This is a genomic window from Nocardia sp. NBC_01329 (assembly GCF_035956715.1).
GTDB lineage: Bacteria > Actinomycetota > Actinomycetes > Mycobacteriales > Mycobacteriaceae > Nocardia.
The window spans coordinates 6,053,034-6,068,613 of the sequence record NZ_CP108381.1 but is presented as its reverse complement, the minus strand read 5'-3'; the positions used below and the strand labels follow the sequence as shown (position 1 = coordinate 6,068,613).

Genomic DNA, 15,580 nt, shown 5'->3' with positions numbered 1-15,580 from the left:
CGGATCAGCCCTTGCACTTCTCGGAACCGGTGACTTCACAGACGTGGCGTACACCGTTGTAGTCGGCGTCGGTAGCCGGCGCTACGCCCCAGATGCGTTCGTCGGTGATCCGGCACTCATCGGTGCAGAAGCCCTGACCGAGCATGTATTCCGCGTTGGCCTTCTCGGTGAAGATCGTCTTCAGGTTCGCCACGACATCGGTACCCAGATCGTTGTTCGCCGCGAAAAGCGAGCCGGCGATGGTCTCCGATTTCCAGACCGTCTTCAGCTGACCCGGTTTCAGATCGCCCTTGTCCACCAGGGTTTTGTCGACCATCGTGTCGAAGGCGAATCCGGCGTCGCAGTCACCGGCGGCGACGGCCAGCGCCGAGGCATCGTGCCCGCCGGCGTAGATGGGCTGGACCCCGGCCGACAGGTCGGCTTCCGCACCCGAGGCGATCACTTCCGATTCGATCAGACCGGCGGTGGGATACAGGAATCCGGAGGTCGAGCTCGGGTCGACGAAGCACACCTTCTTCCCCTTGAAGTCGGCGAGCGAGGATACGGCCGGGTTATCGGCGGCAGCGAGCCCGTAGGACTTGTAGCCGGGCCGGCCCCCCTTCTCCTGCACTCCGGCGCCCAGCGGAGTGATGTCGGCGCCGTTCACCCCGGCGACCACGTAGGCGAACGGCCCGAAGAACGCCAGATCGACATTGCCGGCGATCATGCCCTCGACCACACCCGCGTAGTCGGAGGCCTGGACGAACTCGACCTCGGACCCGGTTTCTTTCTCCAGCAGCGCGATCAGCGGGTCGTAGCTGGCTGACAGATCGGTCGAGTTCTCCGCCGGGATCGCGGCGAGAGTCAGCTTTTCGGGAAAGCCTTGTTCGGTGCGGGCACCGGAATCACCGGAGCCGGAACAGGCGGAGAGGGTGAGAGCCAGACCGGCCAGGGCGGCGACCGCGGCGTGACGACGACGGAAGAACATGGGACGTCCTCGGAGAGAGTGTGAAACGGGATCAGGCGGATAAGAGCAGGGCGGGCAGATCGGCGACGGAGTCGAGTACGTGGGTCGCTCCGGCCGCGCGCAGGGTGGCGGCATCGTGTGCGCCGGTGCGGGTTCCGGCCACGATCGCGGCACCGGCCCGGAGACCGGAGGTGATATCGCTGGAGGTGTCGCCGATGACCGCGATATGGCGGACGTCGTCGGCCCCGGCGCGCAGCAGTGCGGTCAGCACGAGGTCGGGGTAGGGACGGCCGCGACCGGCGTCGGCGGGGGCCAGGACCAGATCGGCGATATCGGTCCAGTCCAGGGCGGCGAGGATGCGCCGCTGGGTGGCCGGGCTGAAACCGGTGGTCAGGGCGACTTTGATACCGGCCTCGCGCAGTTGTGTGATGGCTTTCTCGGCGCCCGGGATCGGCGCGATCCCGCCTTCGTCGACATAGCGTTCGTAGGCGGTCTCGAAGGCGGCGTTGGCCTGGGCGGCGCGTTCGCCGGAGCCGAAAAGTGTGCCGAACACCGCGATCTTGGACTGCCCCATGGTGTCGAGGACGTACTTCCGGGCCGCATCGCGTTCGGGGCCGGTTCCGGGCAGGCCGACCGCGGTGGCGGCGGTGTCGAAGGCGCGGATGACCGCGCCGTCGTCGGCCACCGTGGTGCCGGCCATATCCATTACAACCAGGGTGATATCGCTGTTGTCTTGCACGGGATCGAGCATGCCGCTTGGTATAGACCAGGGAGAGACCGTCGGGCGAACCCTGGGTTAACAGCTGGTATAGACCAGCATCGCGGTAGAGTTGGGCCGTGTCGTCGACGGTCGAACCCCGGGTCCTCAAGCATCAGATCGTGCGCGCGAGTATCGAAGTGCTGCTCGACGGGCTGGATGTGGGAGCCACCGTGCCCTCCGAACGCGATCTCGCGGTGCGCTTCGATGTAGCCCGGGAGACGGTGCGCCAAGCGCTGCGCGAACTGCTCGTCGCGGGCCGGATCGAACGTCAGGGCAAGACCACAGTGGTCGCCGGCCCGAAACTCGTGCTGCCGCTGGCCCTGGGCTCCTATACCGAGGCCGCGCGCTCCGAAGGCCGCAGCGCCACCCGCATACTCGTCGGCTGGTCCGAGCAGACCGCCGAACCCGAACTGGCAACGCTACTCGCCATCGAACCCGGTGATCCGGTGATCCAACTCGAACGCGTACTCACCACCGACGGTGTCCGGCTGGGTCTCGAGACCACTCGTCTACCTGCCTACCGCTACCCCGGCCTGCTCGAATCCTTCGACTACACCCGGTCGCTCTACGCCGAGATCGCGAACCGGGGAATCGCTTTCGCCGAGGCCGTCGACAGTATCGAGACCACCCTGCCCGACGCCCGCGAGGCCGCCCTGCTGACCGTGGACACCCGCACCCCGATGTTCCTGCTCAAACGCGTCTCCTACGACCCCGGCCGGGTCCCCATCGAGCATCGCCGGTCCCTCTACCGCGGCGACCGCATGACCTTCACCGCCATCCAGACCCCCTGAACGGGCGAAGCGCCGGCCACGCCCGGGCGACCGCTTCCATCGATCCCTCTATGTAGTTCCTCCCCTGCGGTTTTCCGCGCGCCATCGATGCGCACCGATGAAGCATTGATAGCTTTCGCAAATGAATCCGAGAAGAGTATGCGGCGGCTCGCTGTCACTCGTCGCCGTGATCGCCGGCCTGCTCGTCGCGACCCATTCCGCGGCGACGCCCGATATCGAGTTGACCGGCGTCGAGCCGCCGAAACGAAGCCCAGCGAGTGTCACCTCCAACGGATTTCCCGGCGGGAAGTTCGCGCTCCGTAACGAGGAAGCCCGGCTGTGCCTGGCCAGCGAACCCAGCCGCTACTACGAATTCGACGGCACCTGGCAGCAGCGGGAGTACACCCGCCGCAGCGACCGGGCGAGCGTGATCACCGATCCCGGCCTGGAAATGCGCGGCTGCGCCAGTTCCGCCCGGCAGCACTGGTTCTTCGACTCGAGTGGTGCGAACACCTACTCCGGAGTCCACAACCACCTCGTCAACACTGTCGCGGAGGAAACCCGCGGATATTTCGCCCTCTCCTATGGAAACGTCCCCTCAGAGGGCGGGACGAACGCGCGTCTGGTCGACTCCGGGTCCTCGCTCGCGGCGGGGTGGGAGATCGCGGACGGCTACCTCTTCGAGGAGGGCTACCCGAAATCGGTGCTCACCTACATACCCGGCAGCCGGGCCCTGAAAATGACCCCGCGCGGCGGCCCGTACCAGCGTTGGCGTCTCCAGCCGGCGCCCTGACCCGGCGCCGGGGCGCGCTCAGGAGCGCAAGCCCGCGAGGACGATTTCCAGTCCGGCGCGGAATTCGGCTTCCGGAGCGCTGACGGCGGCGGCTTGCGCGATCTCGATCAACTTCGGGAACCGGTCCGCCGGCAGTTCGGCCACTCGGGCGGCCGCTGCACCCCGATCCTCGCCGGTGCGGGCCGCGAGCGGGCTGGTGAGTTCGGCTTGCGCGAAGCCGGTGACGAACCCGGAGACCGCCCGAAAGGCGACCAGTAGTTCGATCCCCGAACGCCCGGAGCCTGCCAACGCCCGCAGCAGGGCCTCGGCGGGCGCGAGAGTCGGGATATCGGAACCGCGCCGAGTCAGTATCAGCGGAATGGCGTGCGGATGGGCGCGAATGGCCTGCCACATCCCCTCGGCGACGGCCCGCACCTGCGTCGGCCAGTCACCTGCGTTCTCGATCCAGCGGGTCTCACCCATGACAGCCGCGGTCACCAACTCCTCGAGTCCTTCGCGGCCGTCCACGTAGTTGTAGATCGTCATCGCGCCGGTACCCAGTTCGGTGGCGAGATTGCGCATGGTCAGCGCGCCGAGTCCGCGCTCGTCGACCAGCGCCAGCGCGGCGGCCTGCAACTGTTCCCGACTGAATTTCCTGGGTGCCGGCATGACCCTCCCTTGTTTAGGTACGTCGTACGTGATTAACTGAACCTCGTTCACGTACAACGTACCTAAATCGAGGTCTCATGACGATCCGCACCACTTTCCCGTCCGGCCGCGACCATTGCGCGGCCTGGCTGACACTGCCCGAGAGCCCCGGGCCACACCCGGCCGTGGTCCTCGTCCACGGTGGCGGCGCCACCCACGAGATGATGCTCGGGCAATACGAGCGATCGTTCGCGCAAGCGGGAATGGCCGTGGTTGCCTTCGACTTCCGGCACCTGGGCGAATCCGGCGGCGAGCCGCGACAGCTGGTCGACCAGCGCCGCTACGCCGAAGACGTCGACGCAGCACTGACCTTCGCCCGTTCACGCCCGGAACTGGATCCGGCGCGGATCGCCCTGTGGGGCACCTCCTTCGGTGCCAGCCATGCCCTGGCGGCCGCCGCCCGCCACCACGATCTGCGCGCGGCAGTCGTACAGTGTCCGGTCTTCAGCGGGCGTGCAGTGGTAGCCCAGGCCGGGGTGAGACATCTGCTCCGGTTCACGGTCCCGATCCTCTCGGACCTGGTACGCGCCGCCACCGGAAGGTCCCGGCATTACGTGCCACTCGTGGGGCAGCCCGGTGACCTCGCCTTCGTCACGCAACCGGGCGCGCTCGAAGGATGGCAGTCGGTGACTCCGCCCGGTTACCGCTTCGACAACCGCATCACGGCGGCCTCCGGACTCGGCATGCTGTTCTACAACGCGGCATCGGCAGCGCAGCGGGTGCGGTGCCCGCTCCTGGTCTGCGCCTGCGAACGCGAGAACCTCATCGACCCCGCGATCGCCGGCCGGGTGGCCGCCACCGCACCCCGGGCTGTGCTGAAGCATTACGACGCCGACCATTTCACCGTCTACCATCCGCCGGTGGTCGAGCAGATCGTCGCCGACCAGATCGCTTTTCTGACCGAACACCTCGTACGGCCGGCCACGAGTAGTTCCCAGCGCACCGAGTAGTAGCTACGTCCTGTTCCATTCGCTCCAGACCGGCGGCGGGCCGATGAAGAACACGCCGAACCTCTCCAGGAAATCGGAGTTGTCCTCGTCGTGGCGGACCTCCGCGGGACCGACACCCTGGAAATATCCCTCCAGCGCACCCGGCGTATTGCCGACGAGCACTTCGGCGGTCTCGGTGATGGTCTGGAAAGTGTGCGCGATATTTCGGGGCCCCAATACGAACGCGCCCGGATCGGCCTCCTGCACAGCACAATCGCCCAATGTGGCCCCACCCAGCCAGAACCGCACCCGACCCGAGGTCACGACCCAGAACTCGTCCTCACGCGTGTGGTAGTGCAGCGGGGGCGCAGAATCCTTGTCGATGGCCAGCCGCATCACCGTCAACCCGCCGGCGGTGTCCTTCTCGGTGAGCGACTGCTCGAACGAACTGTTGTAGTAACCGTAGGTCGGCTGCGTCCACGGATTGCGTACGCCGCCGCGACCGATCGCGGTCATGGCAGAGCCTCTTTCACCTTGTCCAACCGGCAGTTTCGCCGAACCAACCGACTGTAATCGGCTGCCGACGGGCGGACTGGTGAATTGGGCGACCGCCGCCGCGGCTGTTGCGCCCGCGCCCCGGTCCGAGCGTCCGGCCGGAAAACCCTTCGGGTGTATCGGGCCCGGCCGGACGCTGTCGTGCTCGATTCAGAGACTCCCGGACATCCGCCCGTACACGATCAACAGAAGGATCTCGAGCACGGCTATGCCGAGCGGCACCAGCCACTGCTGCCGCGGCCGATCTCCGCGCATCACCACGAACACCCCTGTGAAACCCACGATTCCGGCGAGGCAGTATCCGGCCATCCAGCCGAAACCATCCGCGGTCAAGCCCATCACGACAGTGATCGACGACAGGACCAGGGCCGCGACCATCAGCTCGTTACGCAGTGATCCCTCGTCGAGCTGCGCACCGATCCGCTCGATCGCGGCGCTCACGCCGCTCGGACGCCGTGCGCGACGTATATCCCCCATATGGCACACCCCTTTCGCTTGCTGCCGCAGGTCACGCGGCAGGTCTGTGTCTGCCTTTCGGTCCGGAATCCGAGCAACCACCGCGATCGACGCGCACGGCGGGCATGCCGCCCATCAGAGCACCGGGCAGGCGGAGCCGAGGTTCAGGCCGGAGCCGACCTCTACTTGAAGAGACTGTTCACTGCCGATGTTCACGGCGTGCAGAGTGTGCGTACCGGGCGTCTCCGGGGACCATTGCGCGGTGACTGTCCCGGAAGCGCCGACGAGGATCGCGCCGGGCGGATCGAACGAACCCTTCTGGCTGTCGTAGAAACTGACATACTCCCCCGGCTCCGCGGTCGCGGAAGCGGTGTAGGCGCAGTGGGTGCCATAGGGTGCCGGGGAACTGCCCGTACCGCTTCCCGGCGCCAACTCGAATTCGGTGATCGCGGCGGACGCATGGGGCGCGGCGACCACGAGCGCCGCCGCCAGCGCGCCCATTACCGACGCCGCGGTTGATACGGTCCTGCGTGAACGATGCATCGACGATCCTTTCGGTGACAGCGGATCGAGCGGGAAAGCCGGTAACACCTGATCGAGAACGTTCGGCCGAAATCGAACATAACGCCGAGCTACCGGGTTTCGACGATCTGTGACCGAACCCGGAACGCCCCTCACGCTACTCGTCCGGCCGGTGGTATTCCGCGCTTCCGGCCAATTGTTCCTCGCCTGGGGTGGCGTGAATCGTCGGGCGTAACCGCTGGCAGCGCGTGATTTCCGCCGTGTCGGCGCCCGGTGCGAGTCCCCCGCGCTACCGTCTGGACATGAGTTCTTCGCACTGGACCGCAGCCGATCTGCCCGCCTTCGACGGCCGCACCGTGGTCGTCACCGGCGCCAACAGCGGCGTCGGATTCGGCACCGCCACACTGCTGGCCCGGGCCGGAGCGCATGTGGTGCTCGCGGTTCGCGATATCGGCCGCGGTAACGAGGCGGCGCGCCGGATCGGCGGCAGTAACGAGGTGCGGCGACTCGATCTCGCCGACCTGGATTCGATCCGTGAATTCGCCGAGACGTGGAAGGGCGAGATCTCGATACTGGTGAACAACGCCGGGGTCGCGATGGTGCCGGAGGCCCGCACGAAGGACGGCTTCGAAATGCAATTCGGCACCAATCATCTCGGCCATTTCGCGCTGACCAATCGCCTGCTGCCGCATATCACCGATCGCGTGGTGAATCTGGCCTCCGGCGCCCACCGCGTGGGGATCATCGATTTCGACGATCTCGACCTCACCGCGAGCGGCTACAGTCCGGTGAAAGCCTACGGACGGTCGAAACTCGCGAACCTGCTGTTCACCCTCGAACTCGAGCGCCGGCTACGGCAGGCCGGGTCGGCGGTCCGTTCGACGGCCGCCCATCCCGGATACGCGGCCACCGAACTCGGCACCGCGAACCGCAACAAATTCCTGGTCGCCATCGTGCACCTCGCGGGTCGCTATCTCGCCCAAACCCCGGAGAAAGCGGCTCTGACCACCTTGTTCGCTGCCACACAGGACCTGCCGGGCGCGAGTTACGTCGGGCCGGACGGGCGCGGGGAGATGCACGGTTATCCGACACTCGTCGGCCGGTCCGCCCGCGCCAGCGATGTGGCCGCGGCACAGCGACTCTGGGAGGTCTCCGAGGAACTCACCGGCGTCCGCTTCGGTCTGTCCTGATCCGATTCATCGCTCCCGTGGTGTCCGGCGCAGCACCGCGAGGTAGGCCGCCGCGGCGACCCGCTGGGCCAGCACCGCCAGCGGCCCGCCGAGGCGCGTGTACCAGCTCGCGGGCCGGGAGAACGCGGTGACCACGCCGTACACGGTGCCGGTTTCCCGGTCGTATTCGACGGCGAAGAGTTCCTCACCGCTCTCCGGGTGTCCCGGCAGAGTGCCGTAGGCGAACCCGATCCGGTCGGGTTCGCGCAGAACGTAGACGACCCGGCACGGCGCGCGCAGGCCGAACCGGCCGACGCCGAGCAGGACTGTGATATCGGCACCCGGCTCGGCCACCGGAGTCTGCGTTTCCCGGAGGATGCCCAGACCCTGCTGTATCCGATACCCGAGCACCGCCTGCCCCAGCCGGTCGAATTCGTCGACACCGCGACCGATCTCGCGTCGCAGGCGGAGATGCCGGTAACCCGCGGGCAACTCGCCTCGCGTGGCGCCGATCTCGGAGTAGGTGAAAGAGGGCCGATCGTTCATACCCTCGATCCTCGCCGTCGTACCTTCTCGTGGCGAGAGTCCGGGGAGACGGTTGACCGTACACCCAGCCCCACCACCGGTCGCACGAAGCACTGCGGACTCACCCTCGGCGCGGGATCAATCGCCGACGAATCGCGCCGCGTACACCGCGAGCCGGATTCGGTTGTCGGTTCCGGTCTTGTCGAGCAGGTTCGCGATGTGAGTTTTGACCGTGCTGACGCCGAGGTGCAGGCGGTCGGCGATGTCCTGGTTGCCGTATCCGGCGACGACCAGGCGCAATACATCGAGTTCGCGGGAGGTCAGATCCGCCGGAACCGGAACGGACTCGGCACCTTGGGGTGCTTCGATCGCGCGATCGAGCAACCGGCGTAGTAGCGCCGGCGAGAAGAGCAGGTCGCCCTCGACAGTGCGCCGAATCGCGTCGAGTAGCACGGCCGGCTCGGTGTCTTTGACGAAGTATCCGGCAGCACCCGCGGCGAGTGCGGGAAACAGGTGCTCGTCGTCGTCGAAGGTGGTGAGCACCAGAACTTTCGCGCGGGGCGCCGAGGCGAGAATGTGTCGCGTGGCGGTAATGCCGTCCATCCCTGGCATCCGCAGATCCATGATGACCAGATCCGGGCAGAGTTCGGTGTACATCCGGATCGCGCCGATCCCGTCGGTGGCCTCCCCGACGACGGTGAGGTCGGCGGTGTCGTCGATGAGCATCCGCAATCCGGCCCGCACCAGGCGTTGGTCGTCGACCAGCAGCACGGTGATCACGGTTGGTGTTCTCCCTTCGCACTACCGGGCAGCCACGCGCGAACCACCCAGTTGGGCCCGTCGGGCCCGATATCCAGGGTGCCGCCGGTGAGTTCGATCCGCTCGCGCATCCCGACGATGCCGTGTCCGGAGCGCCGGTTGCTCCCATGGCCGCGGTTGAGGAGGTGAACCTCGATACCATTCTGCGCGGCCGCGACGCGGAACAGGACCGGCGCGTCACGATCGGCATGTTTCATGACGTTCGTCAGCGATTCCTGGACCAATCGCAATAGCGTGAGCCGCTCGATCGCGTCCAGGCCCGCGAACTCGGCGTCGATCCGGGCATCGACCTGGAAGCCCGCGACCCGCACGCGCTGCAGAGCGGCCTCGATCTCCGCGGCAATCGCCTCGGTATCGACCAGTGCGATCGTGCCCAGACCTGGATCGCGCAATACGGTCAACAGCCTGCGGATATCGGCCAGGGAGGCCGTGGCGGTGCTGCGCACGTCGTCGAGCACCTCGGTAATACGCGGATCGGCCTGTCGCAGGACGTGCCCGGCGACCGACATCCGCAACACGATCGACGCCATGTGATGGGCCACCACGTCGTGCAGTTCCCGCGCCAATGCCGCACGCTCATCGAGACGAGCCCGTGCCTCGACATCGGCGGCGCGGTTATCGGAGAGGTCACGCTGACCGCGCAGATACAGGCCCAACAGCAACGGCAGACACACGTAGGCCGCAGCTTCGACAGCGGTGGAGGCACGCCCGATCGAGGTGTCGTGCATACCCGCACGTCCCAGCACAACCGCCGCGGCCCAGCCGCCGCTCGCCAACCACACCGTCGACGCGCGGTGGGTGCGGGCGACGGCATCGACAAGGGCCACCGCACCCAGATACGGAACCAGTCCGGAGACACCCCAGGCGGGTATGCGAAACATAGGAATCGCCAGCGCGGACAACACGATCGACGTCGAGAGCGGCCAGCGCGCACCGGCACCGAACACCACGCCCGCCGACATCGCCAAGATCCAGTATGCGACGGGGACCCGGAACTCACCCGGGTAGGTGCTGGCCAGCAGCAGCACCGGGATCAGCAACAGCGGCAGCCAGCGCAGCAGCTGCCGCGGATCACGGAGCGCTCGGAAGTCGATCACTCGTCCACGGTAGGTGAATTCCGCGACCGCAACCGCTTAGCACGCCGTGGAAATCTACGCAATCCCCGCGCGGCCCGAATTCGGCCGACCGTGTCCGACCTGACAGCCGAGGTGTCGTGTCGACCCGCAATCCAGTCTGGAGGTTCCCCATGAACGAGGAGCGTAGGTGGCATCACGTCGAGGATTTCTCACCGGGCTGGCCCTGGCGCCAGTGGCCTTTGCCGTCGGGTGTGGACTGCCGGAACCGACCGGCATACCTGGAGGCGGCTCCCGCCCGCTGCCGATTCCCCCTCTGGCCCCGTCGACCGTCGGCGATGATGGCGTCCGCCGGTTCACGCTGCGTGCCCACTCGGCGACAACCGAGATCCTCCGGGGAAAACACACGCCGACCTGGGGGTACAACGGATCGGTACTCGGGCCCACCCTGCGGGCCCGCGTCGGCGAGCAGGTCGGGTTCACCATCACCAACGACACCCCTGAGCCGACATCGGTGCACTGGCACGGTATGCACGTACCCGCCGAGTTCGATGGCGGGCCGCATCAGATGATCGCCCCCGGCGCACAGTGGGCCCCACACTGGACGATCCGCCAGCAGGCCGCCACCCTTTGGTATCACCCGCATCCACACGGGGCGACCGAAAAGCACGTCTACCGTGGACTGGCCGGTTTCTTCCTCATCGACGACGAATCCGCCGATACGCTCGACCTCCCGAAGGATTACGGTGTCGACGATATTCCGCTGGTGATCCAGGACCGCCGATTCGCCGCCAACGGAACACTCGACGAATCCGATCCCACCGACATCGGCCTGCTCGGCGACACCATCGTCACCAACGGTATCGCCGGAGCCCATCTGGACCTCAGCACCGAACGGGTCCGGCTACGCATCCTCAACGGCTCCTCGGGCCGGCTCTACAACCTGGCGCTCGCCGACGGACGAACCTTCGACCTGATCGCCACCGACGGTGGACTGCTCACCGAACCGGTCGCATTGCAGCAGATCCAACTCAGTCCCGGCGAGCGTGTCGAACTGGTACTGACGATGCGCCCGGGCGAGAAACTGGCCCTGCGGTCGCTGCCGATCACCGAACGGGCCGGTATCGACCGTGCGACCGAGTTCGGATTCGACGACACCTTCGACATCCTGGAATTACGCGCGGCTCGCGCGTTGCGCCGATCCGCCGCCCTCCCGGCCGCGCTCGTCCCCATCCGGCCACTCACCGCCGTGAGCACCGAACCGACCCGCACCTTCGACCTGCAATGGTTCATGATCAACGGCCGCCGCATGGACATGAATCGCATCGACATGACGATTCCCGTCGACACCACCGAAGTCTGGTCGGTCCGCAACAACGACAATTGGCCGCACAACTTCCACGTACACGACGTCCAATTCCAGATCCTCGCCATCAACGGGACCCCACCCCCGCCCGCACTCGCAGGCTGGAAGGACACTGTCTACACCGGCTCCGGGTCCACCTACACGCTGGCCATGCGCTTCACCGAATACACCGATCCCACCTACCCCTACATGTATCACTGCCACCTGCTCCACCATGAAGATCAAGGCATGATGGGACAGTTCCTCATGCTCGCCCCCGGACAACAACCGGCCCCGATGCCGATGATGGCCGGCCATGAGACCTCCTAGCGAAGAACTCATGCATGGCGGTGGCCAGCAGGCTGGGGTGGTGTCCGCCGAGGTGTTCCCCACTACCCGCGGCCCGCGCGACCAGTATCTCGGCGGTTGACGCGTCCCAGGGAAGAGGCTGATGAAACGGGCGATTTAGCCTGGTGAATCGCCTCGCGGCACCACGACGCGGGGCCGCCCGCCAGACGGACACCGCGCCTTTCGTGGAGGTTCTTGCATGACCCGCACCACCGCGCCCCGACCGGTCGATATAGCAGCCGTCTTTCCAGCCCTGGCGCCGCTTGCCCGGACCGCGACTCGGCTGCACCCTCGCCCCGGCTCCCCTTCGTGCCACGACAGCTCCGTGGGCGGGCCCCTGTTGTGGCCAGCGGGTGAGCCCTGGCCACACTGTCACGACGTGCACACAGGCGAGGTGACGTCGCTGAAGCAGGCCCGGTCGAAGCACCAGGACCACGACACCGTCCGCGATCAGGCCGTGCCGAGCGAGGACGACTACCAATGGCAAGACACACCAGAGGATCTGGCGAGGTTTCAGCAGCTCTTCGACCCCGATCCGGTGCTACCGGAGGGCTCGGTCGCCATGTTGCCGATCGCGCAACTGTATGTCCGGGACGTTCCCGGTCTGCGAGCGCCAGCGGGCAAGGATCTGCTGCAAGTGTTGTGGTGCCCGTTCGAGCACGACGACGAACTGCTCCCCAAGACCACTGTCGTGTGGCGGTCCGTGGCCACAGTCACCGACATTCTGGCCGATCCCCCCGAGCCTGTGACGGTTCAAGACGGGCTCGGGCAGTTCGTTCTCGAACCGTGCACGATCGCGCCGGAACAAGTGACCGAGTATCCCTCAGCGCTCGAGCTCGACGAGGATCTCTATGAGCAGATGCAGCGGTGGGAGGCCGGACACCTCGGCATCGAGGTGAAGGACCTCGGTGTGTGGACCGAAAGTCCGTACCAGATGGGGCTATCCGTGGCACCCGGGTGGAAGATCGGCGGCTATGTCGCCTGGGCACGCAGCGATCCGTGGGTCGAGCCGTGCCCGGCCTGCGGGACACCCACCGAACCGGTATTGACCATCGCCTCCGCGGAATGGCAAGACGACAGCTGGGTCCCCTACGAGGACCGGCACGCCGACGGAGCTGCCTCACCCACCAAGATCAACATAGGTGACGTATGGGATCTGGTCATCGGCGCCTGCCCGGCATCGCCGGAGCGCCCCACGTGCTGTTGAGGGGTTGAGCCGCCAGCGAATCCGAACATCCGCACATGCCACATATCGCGTGTTCGAAACGGGGTTTGGGATCAGATCCGCGAAAGTCCACCACGCGTTGGGGCTATCAATGCGAGCGGCCCAAGAGGTACTGCCGCGAACAATTGCCGGAATCACTGGACCGCTGACGCGGCAGTCGCGGCGCTTGTCGGTGCGACCTCCTGGGCTCGCGGCCATACAGTCGAAGAGATTGCCATGGAAGACCCGACGGGTATCGCTGCGCTGACCGAGATCCTGCCGCCGGACCACGGTACGGACGAGGAAATCGATTGGTCCGTGGCCGAGGCGCGATGGGGCATAACGCGAGCGAGGGCAGCTGGAGCAGTGCCCCCGAGGCGCCCCCGGGAATCGACATCGACGCACAACCCAAAGATCGGAGACCGCATCGCGCTCTCGCCCGCTCGGAGCCCGACCCATCGGTCCCTCCTCGAACGGACAAGGCCCGTTGTCTATTTGGGCTACACCCCAGATAGACGGCACTCCCGGCTGCTCCTTCGGCCGGGAGTGTCTGAGTTGGGTATGAGGGAGGCGGCCCTTACTGGCCGGGGTCTTTGCGCATGTGGTCGGGAATGCCGGGGGTGTCGGGGTCGTACTCGGTTCCGGCAAGGTCATCGGAAAACTTCCCCCCGACCGCGGCGGGGCCGGGGCCGGCTTTGGAGCGAACGTTTTTGTCCCAGTCCTCGAACTGAGCTATGGCGGCGTCTCGTTCCTCCTCGCTCAGCGGTCGCCCGCCGGAAGCGATCACTTCTTCCCTGCTCCGGAATATCTTTCCAGCGATGCGTTCGGCCATTTGCGATACCTCCTATTGCTCGACCATACGGATCACGGTCCGTCCGGTCACTGGATCGGTGAAGCGCTGCACCACCTCGAACGGGGTGCCGGACTGGAACAGCACTTCCAGTTCCTCCGGGCTCTTGGACAAGCCGGAGACGTCCTTGCCTGTTTTGGAAATGATCTGCATCTCGACGTTGCTCACGCCCTTGAACAGCTCGCTGGCGCCGGCCGGGTTCTGAGACGTCGAGGTGAACGCGGTTTCGGTGATCTCTTCACCTACCCGATACCGGGCCAGTACATCTTCGGGAAGGTAGGTATGGCGGACTACCTGCCCCTCGTAGTTCGGCAGTTTGCTCAGAGCCTGGTTGAGCGCGTCGATACGGGCTTGGGCGTAGGTGTCGGGGTCGGCGAGCGGGTTGCGCAGCGCCTCGTTGATCCACTGGTAATCCTGCCCTGTATACGCGTTGATTGCCGTCTCATCGTCGGGGGAAAGGCTCGGTCGGCCTGGTGTGGTCGATGGCTTCCCCCCTGGTTTCTCAGTTTCGGCCTTTTTCGGTTTCAGGGAAGCCAGCTGCTTGAGCGTCGGGGTGTGACTGGTGGCGTTGTGGGTGGTCTTCACCCCTTTGCCGATCTTGAGCGATTTGAACGTGACCACCAGGGAGCGGATCGGGCCGGCGAACTTCTTGACCGCGGCCGCACCGCGCGCGGTGGCCAGCGCGGCACCGAACCCGGCGGTGACCACCGACAGGCCGATGCCGATCAGGACTTCGGTGGCGATCTCCTTACCGAGCTCGACGAGCTGGTCTTTCAGCTTGTTACGCAGGTCTTGCAGCCCGGCGAGGTGATCACCGACCGCGGTGGCGATCTCGCCCACCATGCCGGCCACGTCGGTGGCAGCGGCCGCCATCGCGCGCAGGTCCTCATCCACGAACACCGCTTCGCTGGTGGTCACGGTGGCGAACAGGTCGGCGATGCGGTTCAGCTCGGCGGCGAAGCCCGCGACCGCTTGGTCGGCGGCGATCTCCGACCACAACCGCTGCGCGTCCCCGAGCTTGCCGGTATTGCCGTCGGGGATGACGACCCCGATCTCGTCGAGCAGATCGACCGCCCCGGACAGTCCCTCGGCCACCAGACCGTTGCCCGGCCCGCCGGCCGACGGGATCGGCGGGCGGTTGACCATCGAGATCCAGTCCGGATCCGGAAGGCGGGCCGGTTCCGGGGCGGTATTGCCGAGCACGCTGGCCCAGTCGGCCATCGCGTGGTTGTAGCCCATCTCCCCGAGCAGCATGGCGTAGCCACGGGCGGCCTCGGCCAGCAGCATCGCGGTGTCGACGGCTTCGTTGGCGCGCGCGTCGTAGTCGGCGGCCCACGCTTTCGCGTCATCGTAGGAGCCGGCCATCTCCTCGCAGTCGGCCAGCGCCGACCATCGGTTATCGACAGCGCGACCGAACCCCAGCGCCGCAGCACCCAGCGCAGTGGCGGCGTCGTAATAGACCTGGGGATCGACGTCGACGGTGGTCGGGCTCACTGCCCGCTTTCCGGTGCAGCACCCCGGCCCAGCATCGCCACGTTCGTGGCCACGGCATTGGTGTAGTTGGTGTGCGCGGTACGGGCAGCCTCACGCATTCGCAGCAACCCGTCTTTCATGTCCCCCACGCCGTCGAGCCATTCGGCGTGCGCGTTGTCGTAGGCGGTGGCGGCGTCCCCGGACCATCCCTGCCGCAGCACACTCACCCGCGTCTCGATCTGGTCGAGCGAGTCCTCCAAGAACCCGATGAGGTTGCCGAGCCGATCCCCCGCCGCTTCCAGCTCGGTGAGATCCACCCGGTATCCGCCGTTGGCCGGATCACCCATGTTGTCGCC

At 66.5% G+C, this 15,580-nt stretch carries 18 protein-coding genes; 6 read left to right on the top strand and 12 right to left on the bottom strand.

Going from position 1 to position 15,580, the window contains the following annotated elements:
* Nucleotides 1–4 precede the first annotated feature (4 nt).
* The gene (locus tag OG405_RS27585) at nt 5–967 is read right to left on the bottom strand and encodes a phosphate/phosphite/phosphonate ABC transporter substrate-binding protein (protein ID WP_327149319.1); all 963 of its coding nucleotides are present in this window, start codon (nt 965–967) and stop codon (nt 5–7) included.
* A gap of 31 nt (nt 968–998) precedes the next feature.
* Entirely contained in the window at nt 999–1,697 is a 699-nt protein-coding gene (locus OG405_RS27580) for a phosphonatase-like hydrolase (protein WP_327149318.1), read from the bottom strand.
* A gap of 86 nt (nt 1,698–1,783) precedes the next feature.
* Here OG405_RS27580 and OG405_RS27575 point away from each other — a divergent pair, with 86 nt between their 5' ends.
* Both OG405_RS27575 and OG405_RS27570 read left to right on the top strand, forming a co-directional pair.
* Complete coding sequence (locus tag OG405_RS27575; protein WP_327149317.1) at nt 1,784–2,497, top strand: GntR family transcriptional regulator; 714 nt, start codon at nt 1,784–1,786, stop codon at nt 2,495–2,497.
* A 121-nt stretch (nt 2,498–2,618) separates the two neighbouring features.
* Nucleotides 2,619–3,269 carry a hypothetical protein gene (locus tag OG405_RS27570; protein WP_327149316.1) on the top strand — a complete coding sequence of 217 codons (651 nt, stop codon included), beginning with the start codon at nt 2,619–2,621 and terminating at the stop codon, nt 3,267–3,269.
* 18 nt (nt 3,270–3,287) lie between these two features.
* Here the strand turns inward: OG405_RS27570 and OG405_RS27565 are convergent, their stop codons facing one another.
* Nucleotides 3,288–3,917 carry a TetR/AcrR family transcriptional regulator gene (locus tag OG405_RS27565; protein ID WP_327149315.1) on the bottom strand — a complete coding sequence of 210 codons (630 nt, stop codon included), beginning with the start codon at nt 3,915–3,917 and terminating at the stop codon, nt 3,288–3,290.
* A gap of 77 nt (nt 3,918–3,994) precedes the next feature.
* Here OG405_RS27565 and OG405_RS27560 point away from each other — a divergent pair, with 77 nt between their 5' ends.
* Nucleotides 3,995–4,906 carry an alpha/beta hydrolase gene (locus tag OG405_RS27560; protein WP_327149314.1) on the top strand — a complete coding sequence of 304 codons (912 nt, stop codon included), beginning with the start codon at nt 3,995–3,997 and terminating at the stop codon, nt 4,904–4,906.
* Nucleotides 4,907–4,909: 3 nt separating this feature from the next.
* On the opposite strand, the gene OG405_RS27555 is transcribed toward OG405_RS27560, so the two are convergent.
* From OG405_RS27555 to OG405_RS27545, 3 genes are all read right to left on the bottom strand, one after another.
* On the bottom strand, nt 4,910–5,401 hold the full coding sequence (locus OG405_RS27555; RefSeq protein WP_327149313.1) for a cupin domain-containing protein: 492 nt from the start codon (nt 5,399–5,401) through the stop codon (nt 4,910–4,912).
* Between the two features lie 189 nt (nt 5,402–5,590).
* The gene (locus OG405_RS27550; RefSeq protein WP_327149312.1) at nt 5,591–5,917 is read right to left on the bottom strand and encodes a hypothetical protein; all 327 of its coding nucleotides are present in this window, start codon (nt 5,915–5,917) and stop codon (nt 5,591–5,593) included.
* A 114-nt stretch (nt 5,918–6,031) separates the two neighbouring features.
* The gene (locus OG405_RS27545; RefSeq protein WP_327149311.1) at nt 6,032–6,439 is read right to left on the bottom strand and encodes a hypothetical protein; all 408 of its coding nucleotides are present in this window, start codon (nt 6,437–6,439) and stop codon (nt 6,032–6,034) included.
* Nucleotides 6,440–6,714: 275 nt separating this feature from the next.
* On the opposite strand from OG405_RS27545, the gene OG405_RS27540 reads away from it, so the two are divergent.
* On the top strand, nt 6,715–7,608 hold the full coding sequence (locus OG405_RS27540) for an oxidoreductase (protein ID WP_327152552.1): 894 nt from the start codon (nt 6,715–6,717) through the stop codon (nt 7,606–7,608).
* Nucleotides 7,609–7,614: 6 nt separating this feature from the next.
* On the opposite strand, the gene OG405_RS27535 is transcribed toward OG405_RS27540, so the two are convergent.
* The 3 genes from OG405_RS27535 to OG405_RS27525 form a co-directional block, all read right to left on the bottom strand.
* On the bottom strand, nt 7,615–8,133 hold the full coding sequence (locus tag OG405_RS27535; protein ID WP_327149310.1) for a DUF1990 family protein: 519 nt from the start codon (nt 8,131–8,133) through the stop codon (nt 7,615–7,617).
* 117 nt (nt 8,134–8,250) lie between these two features.
* Nucleotides 8,251–8,892, bottom strand: coding sequence for a response regulator transcription factor (locus tag OG405_RS27530; protein WP_327149309.1), 642 nt, complete (start codon nt 8,890–8,892; stop codon nt 8,251–8,253).
* Entirely contained in the window at nt 8,889–10,028 is a 1,140-nt protein-coding gene (locus tag OG405_RS27525; protein WP_327149308.1) for a sensor histidine kinase, read from the bottom strand. The genes OG405_RS27530 and OG405_RS27525 overlap by 4 nt, the downstream gene beginning before the upstream one ends.
* 166 nt (nt 10,029–10,194) lie before the next feature.
* Here OG405_RS27525 and OG405_RS27520 point away from each other — a divergent pair, with 166 nt between their 5' ends.
* Nucleotides 10,195–11,679 (top strand): multicopper oxidase family protein, encoded by a 1,485-nt coding sequence (locus OG405_RS27520; protein ID WP_327149307.1) that lies wholly within the window; start codon nt 10,195–10,197, stop codon nt 11,677–11,679.
* A gap of 412 nt (nt 11,680–12,091) precedes the next feature.
* Nucleotides 12,092–12,904 carry a hypothetical protein gene (locus OG405_RS27515; RefSeq protein ID WP_327149306.1) on the top strand — a complete coding sequence of 271 codons (813 nt, stop codon included), beginning with the start codon at nt 12,092–12,094 and terminating at the stop codon, nt 12,902–12,904.
* A 574-nt stretch (nt 12,905–13,478) separates the two neighbouring features.
* On the opposite strand, the gene OG405_RS27510 is transcribed toward OG405_RS27515, so the two are convergent.
* From OG405_RS27510 to OG405_RS27500, 3 genes are read right to left on the bottom strand one after another with little or no spacing between them, the layout of a single operon-like run.
* Nucleotides 13,479–13,733, bottom strand: a complete 255-nt coding sequence (locus OG405_RS27510) for a hypothetical protein (protein ID WP_327149305.1) — start codon at nt 13,731–13,733, stop codon at nt 13,479–13,481.
* A gap of 12 nt (nt 13,734–13,745) precedes the next feature.
* Nucleotides 13,746–15,245 (bottom strand): ADP-ribosyltransferase, encoded by a 1,500-nt coding sequence (locus tag OG405_RS27505; RefSeq protein WP_327149304.1) that lies wholly within the window; start codon nt 15,243–15,245, stop codon nt 13,746–13,748.
* A complete protein-coding gene (locus OG405_RS27500; RefSeq protein ID WP_327149303.1) occupies nt 15,242–15,571 on the bottom strand; it encodes a WXG100 family type VII secretion target in 330 nt (109 codons plus the stop codon). Before OG405_RS27500 ends, OG405_RS27505 begins: the two co-directional genes overlap by 4 nt.
* Nucleotides 15,572–15,580 lie beyond the last annotated feature (9 nt).

What these genes read in the sequence shown, in the direction of transcription:
- OG405_RS27585 (WP_327149319.1), bottom strand. Translation starts at nt 967, where the DNA reads ATGTTCTTCCGTCGTCGTCACGCCGCGGTCGCCGCCCTGGCCGGTCTG.
- OG405_RS27510 (WP_327149305.1), bottom strand. Translation starts at nt 13,733, where the DNA reads ATGGCCGAACGCATCGCTGGAAAGATATTCCGGAGCAGGGAAGAAGTG.
- OG405_RS27570 (WP_327149316.1), top strand. Translation starts at nt 2,619, where the DNA reads ATGAATCCGAGAAGAGTATGCGGCGGCTCGCTGTCACTCGTCGCCGTG.
- OG405_RS27565 (WP_327149315.1), bottom strand. Translation starts at nt 3,917, where the DNA reads ATGCCGGCACCCAGGAAATTCAGTCGGGAACAGTTGCAGGCCGCCGCG.
- OG405_RS27550 (WP_327149312.1), bottom strand. Translation starts at nt 5,917, where the DNA reads ATGGGGGATATACGTCGCGCACGGCGTCCGAGCGGCGTGAGCGCCGCG.
- OG405_RS27555 (WP_327149313.1), bottom strand. Translation starts at nt 5,401, where the DNA reads ATGACCGCGATCGGTCGCGGCGGCGTACGCAATCCGTGGACGCAGCCG.
- OG405_RS27500 (WP_327149303.1), bottom strand. Translation starts at nt 15,571, where the DNA reads ATGGGTGATCCGGCCAACGGCGGATACCGGGTGGATCTCACCGAGCTG.
- OG405_RS27545 (WP_327149311.1), bottom strand. Translation starts at nt 6,439, where the DNA reads ATGCATCGTTCACGCAGGACCGTATCAACCGCGGCGTCGGTAATGGGC.
- OG405_RS27535 (WP_327149310.1), bottom strand. Translation starts at nt 8,133, where the DNA reads ATGAACGATCGGCCCTCTTTCACCTACTCCGAGATCGGCGCCACGCGA.
- OG405_RS27580 (WP_327149318.1), bottom strand. Translation starts at nt 1,697, where the DNA reads ATGCTCGATCCCGTGCAAGACAACAGCGATATCACCCTGGTTGTAATG.
- OG405_RS27560 (WP_327149314.1), top strand. Translation starts at nt 3,995, where the DNA reads ATGACGATCCGCACCACTTTCCCGTCCGGCCGCGACCATTGCGCGGCC.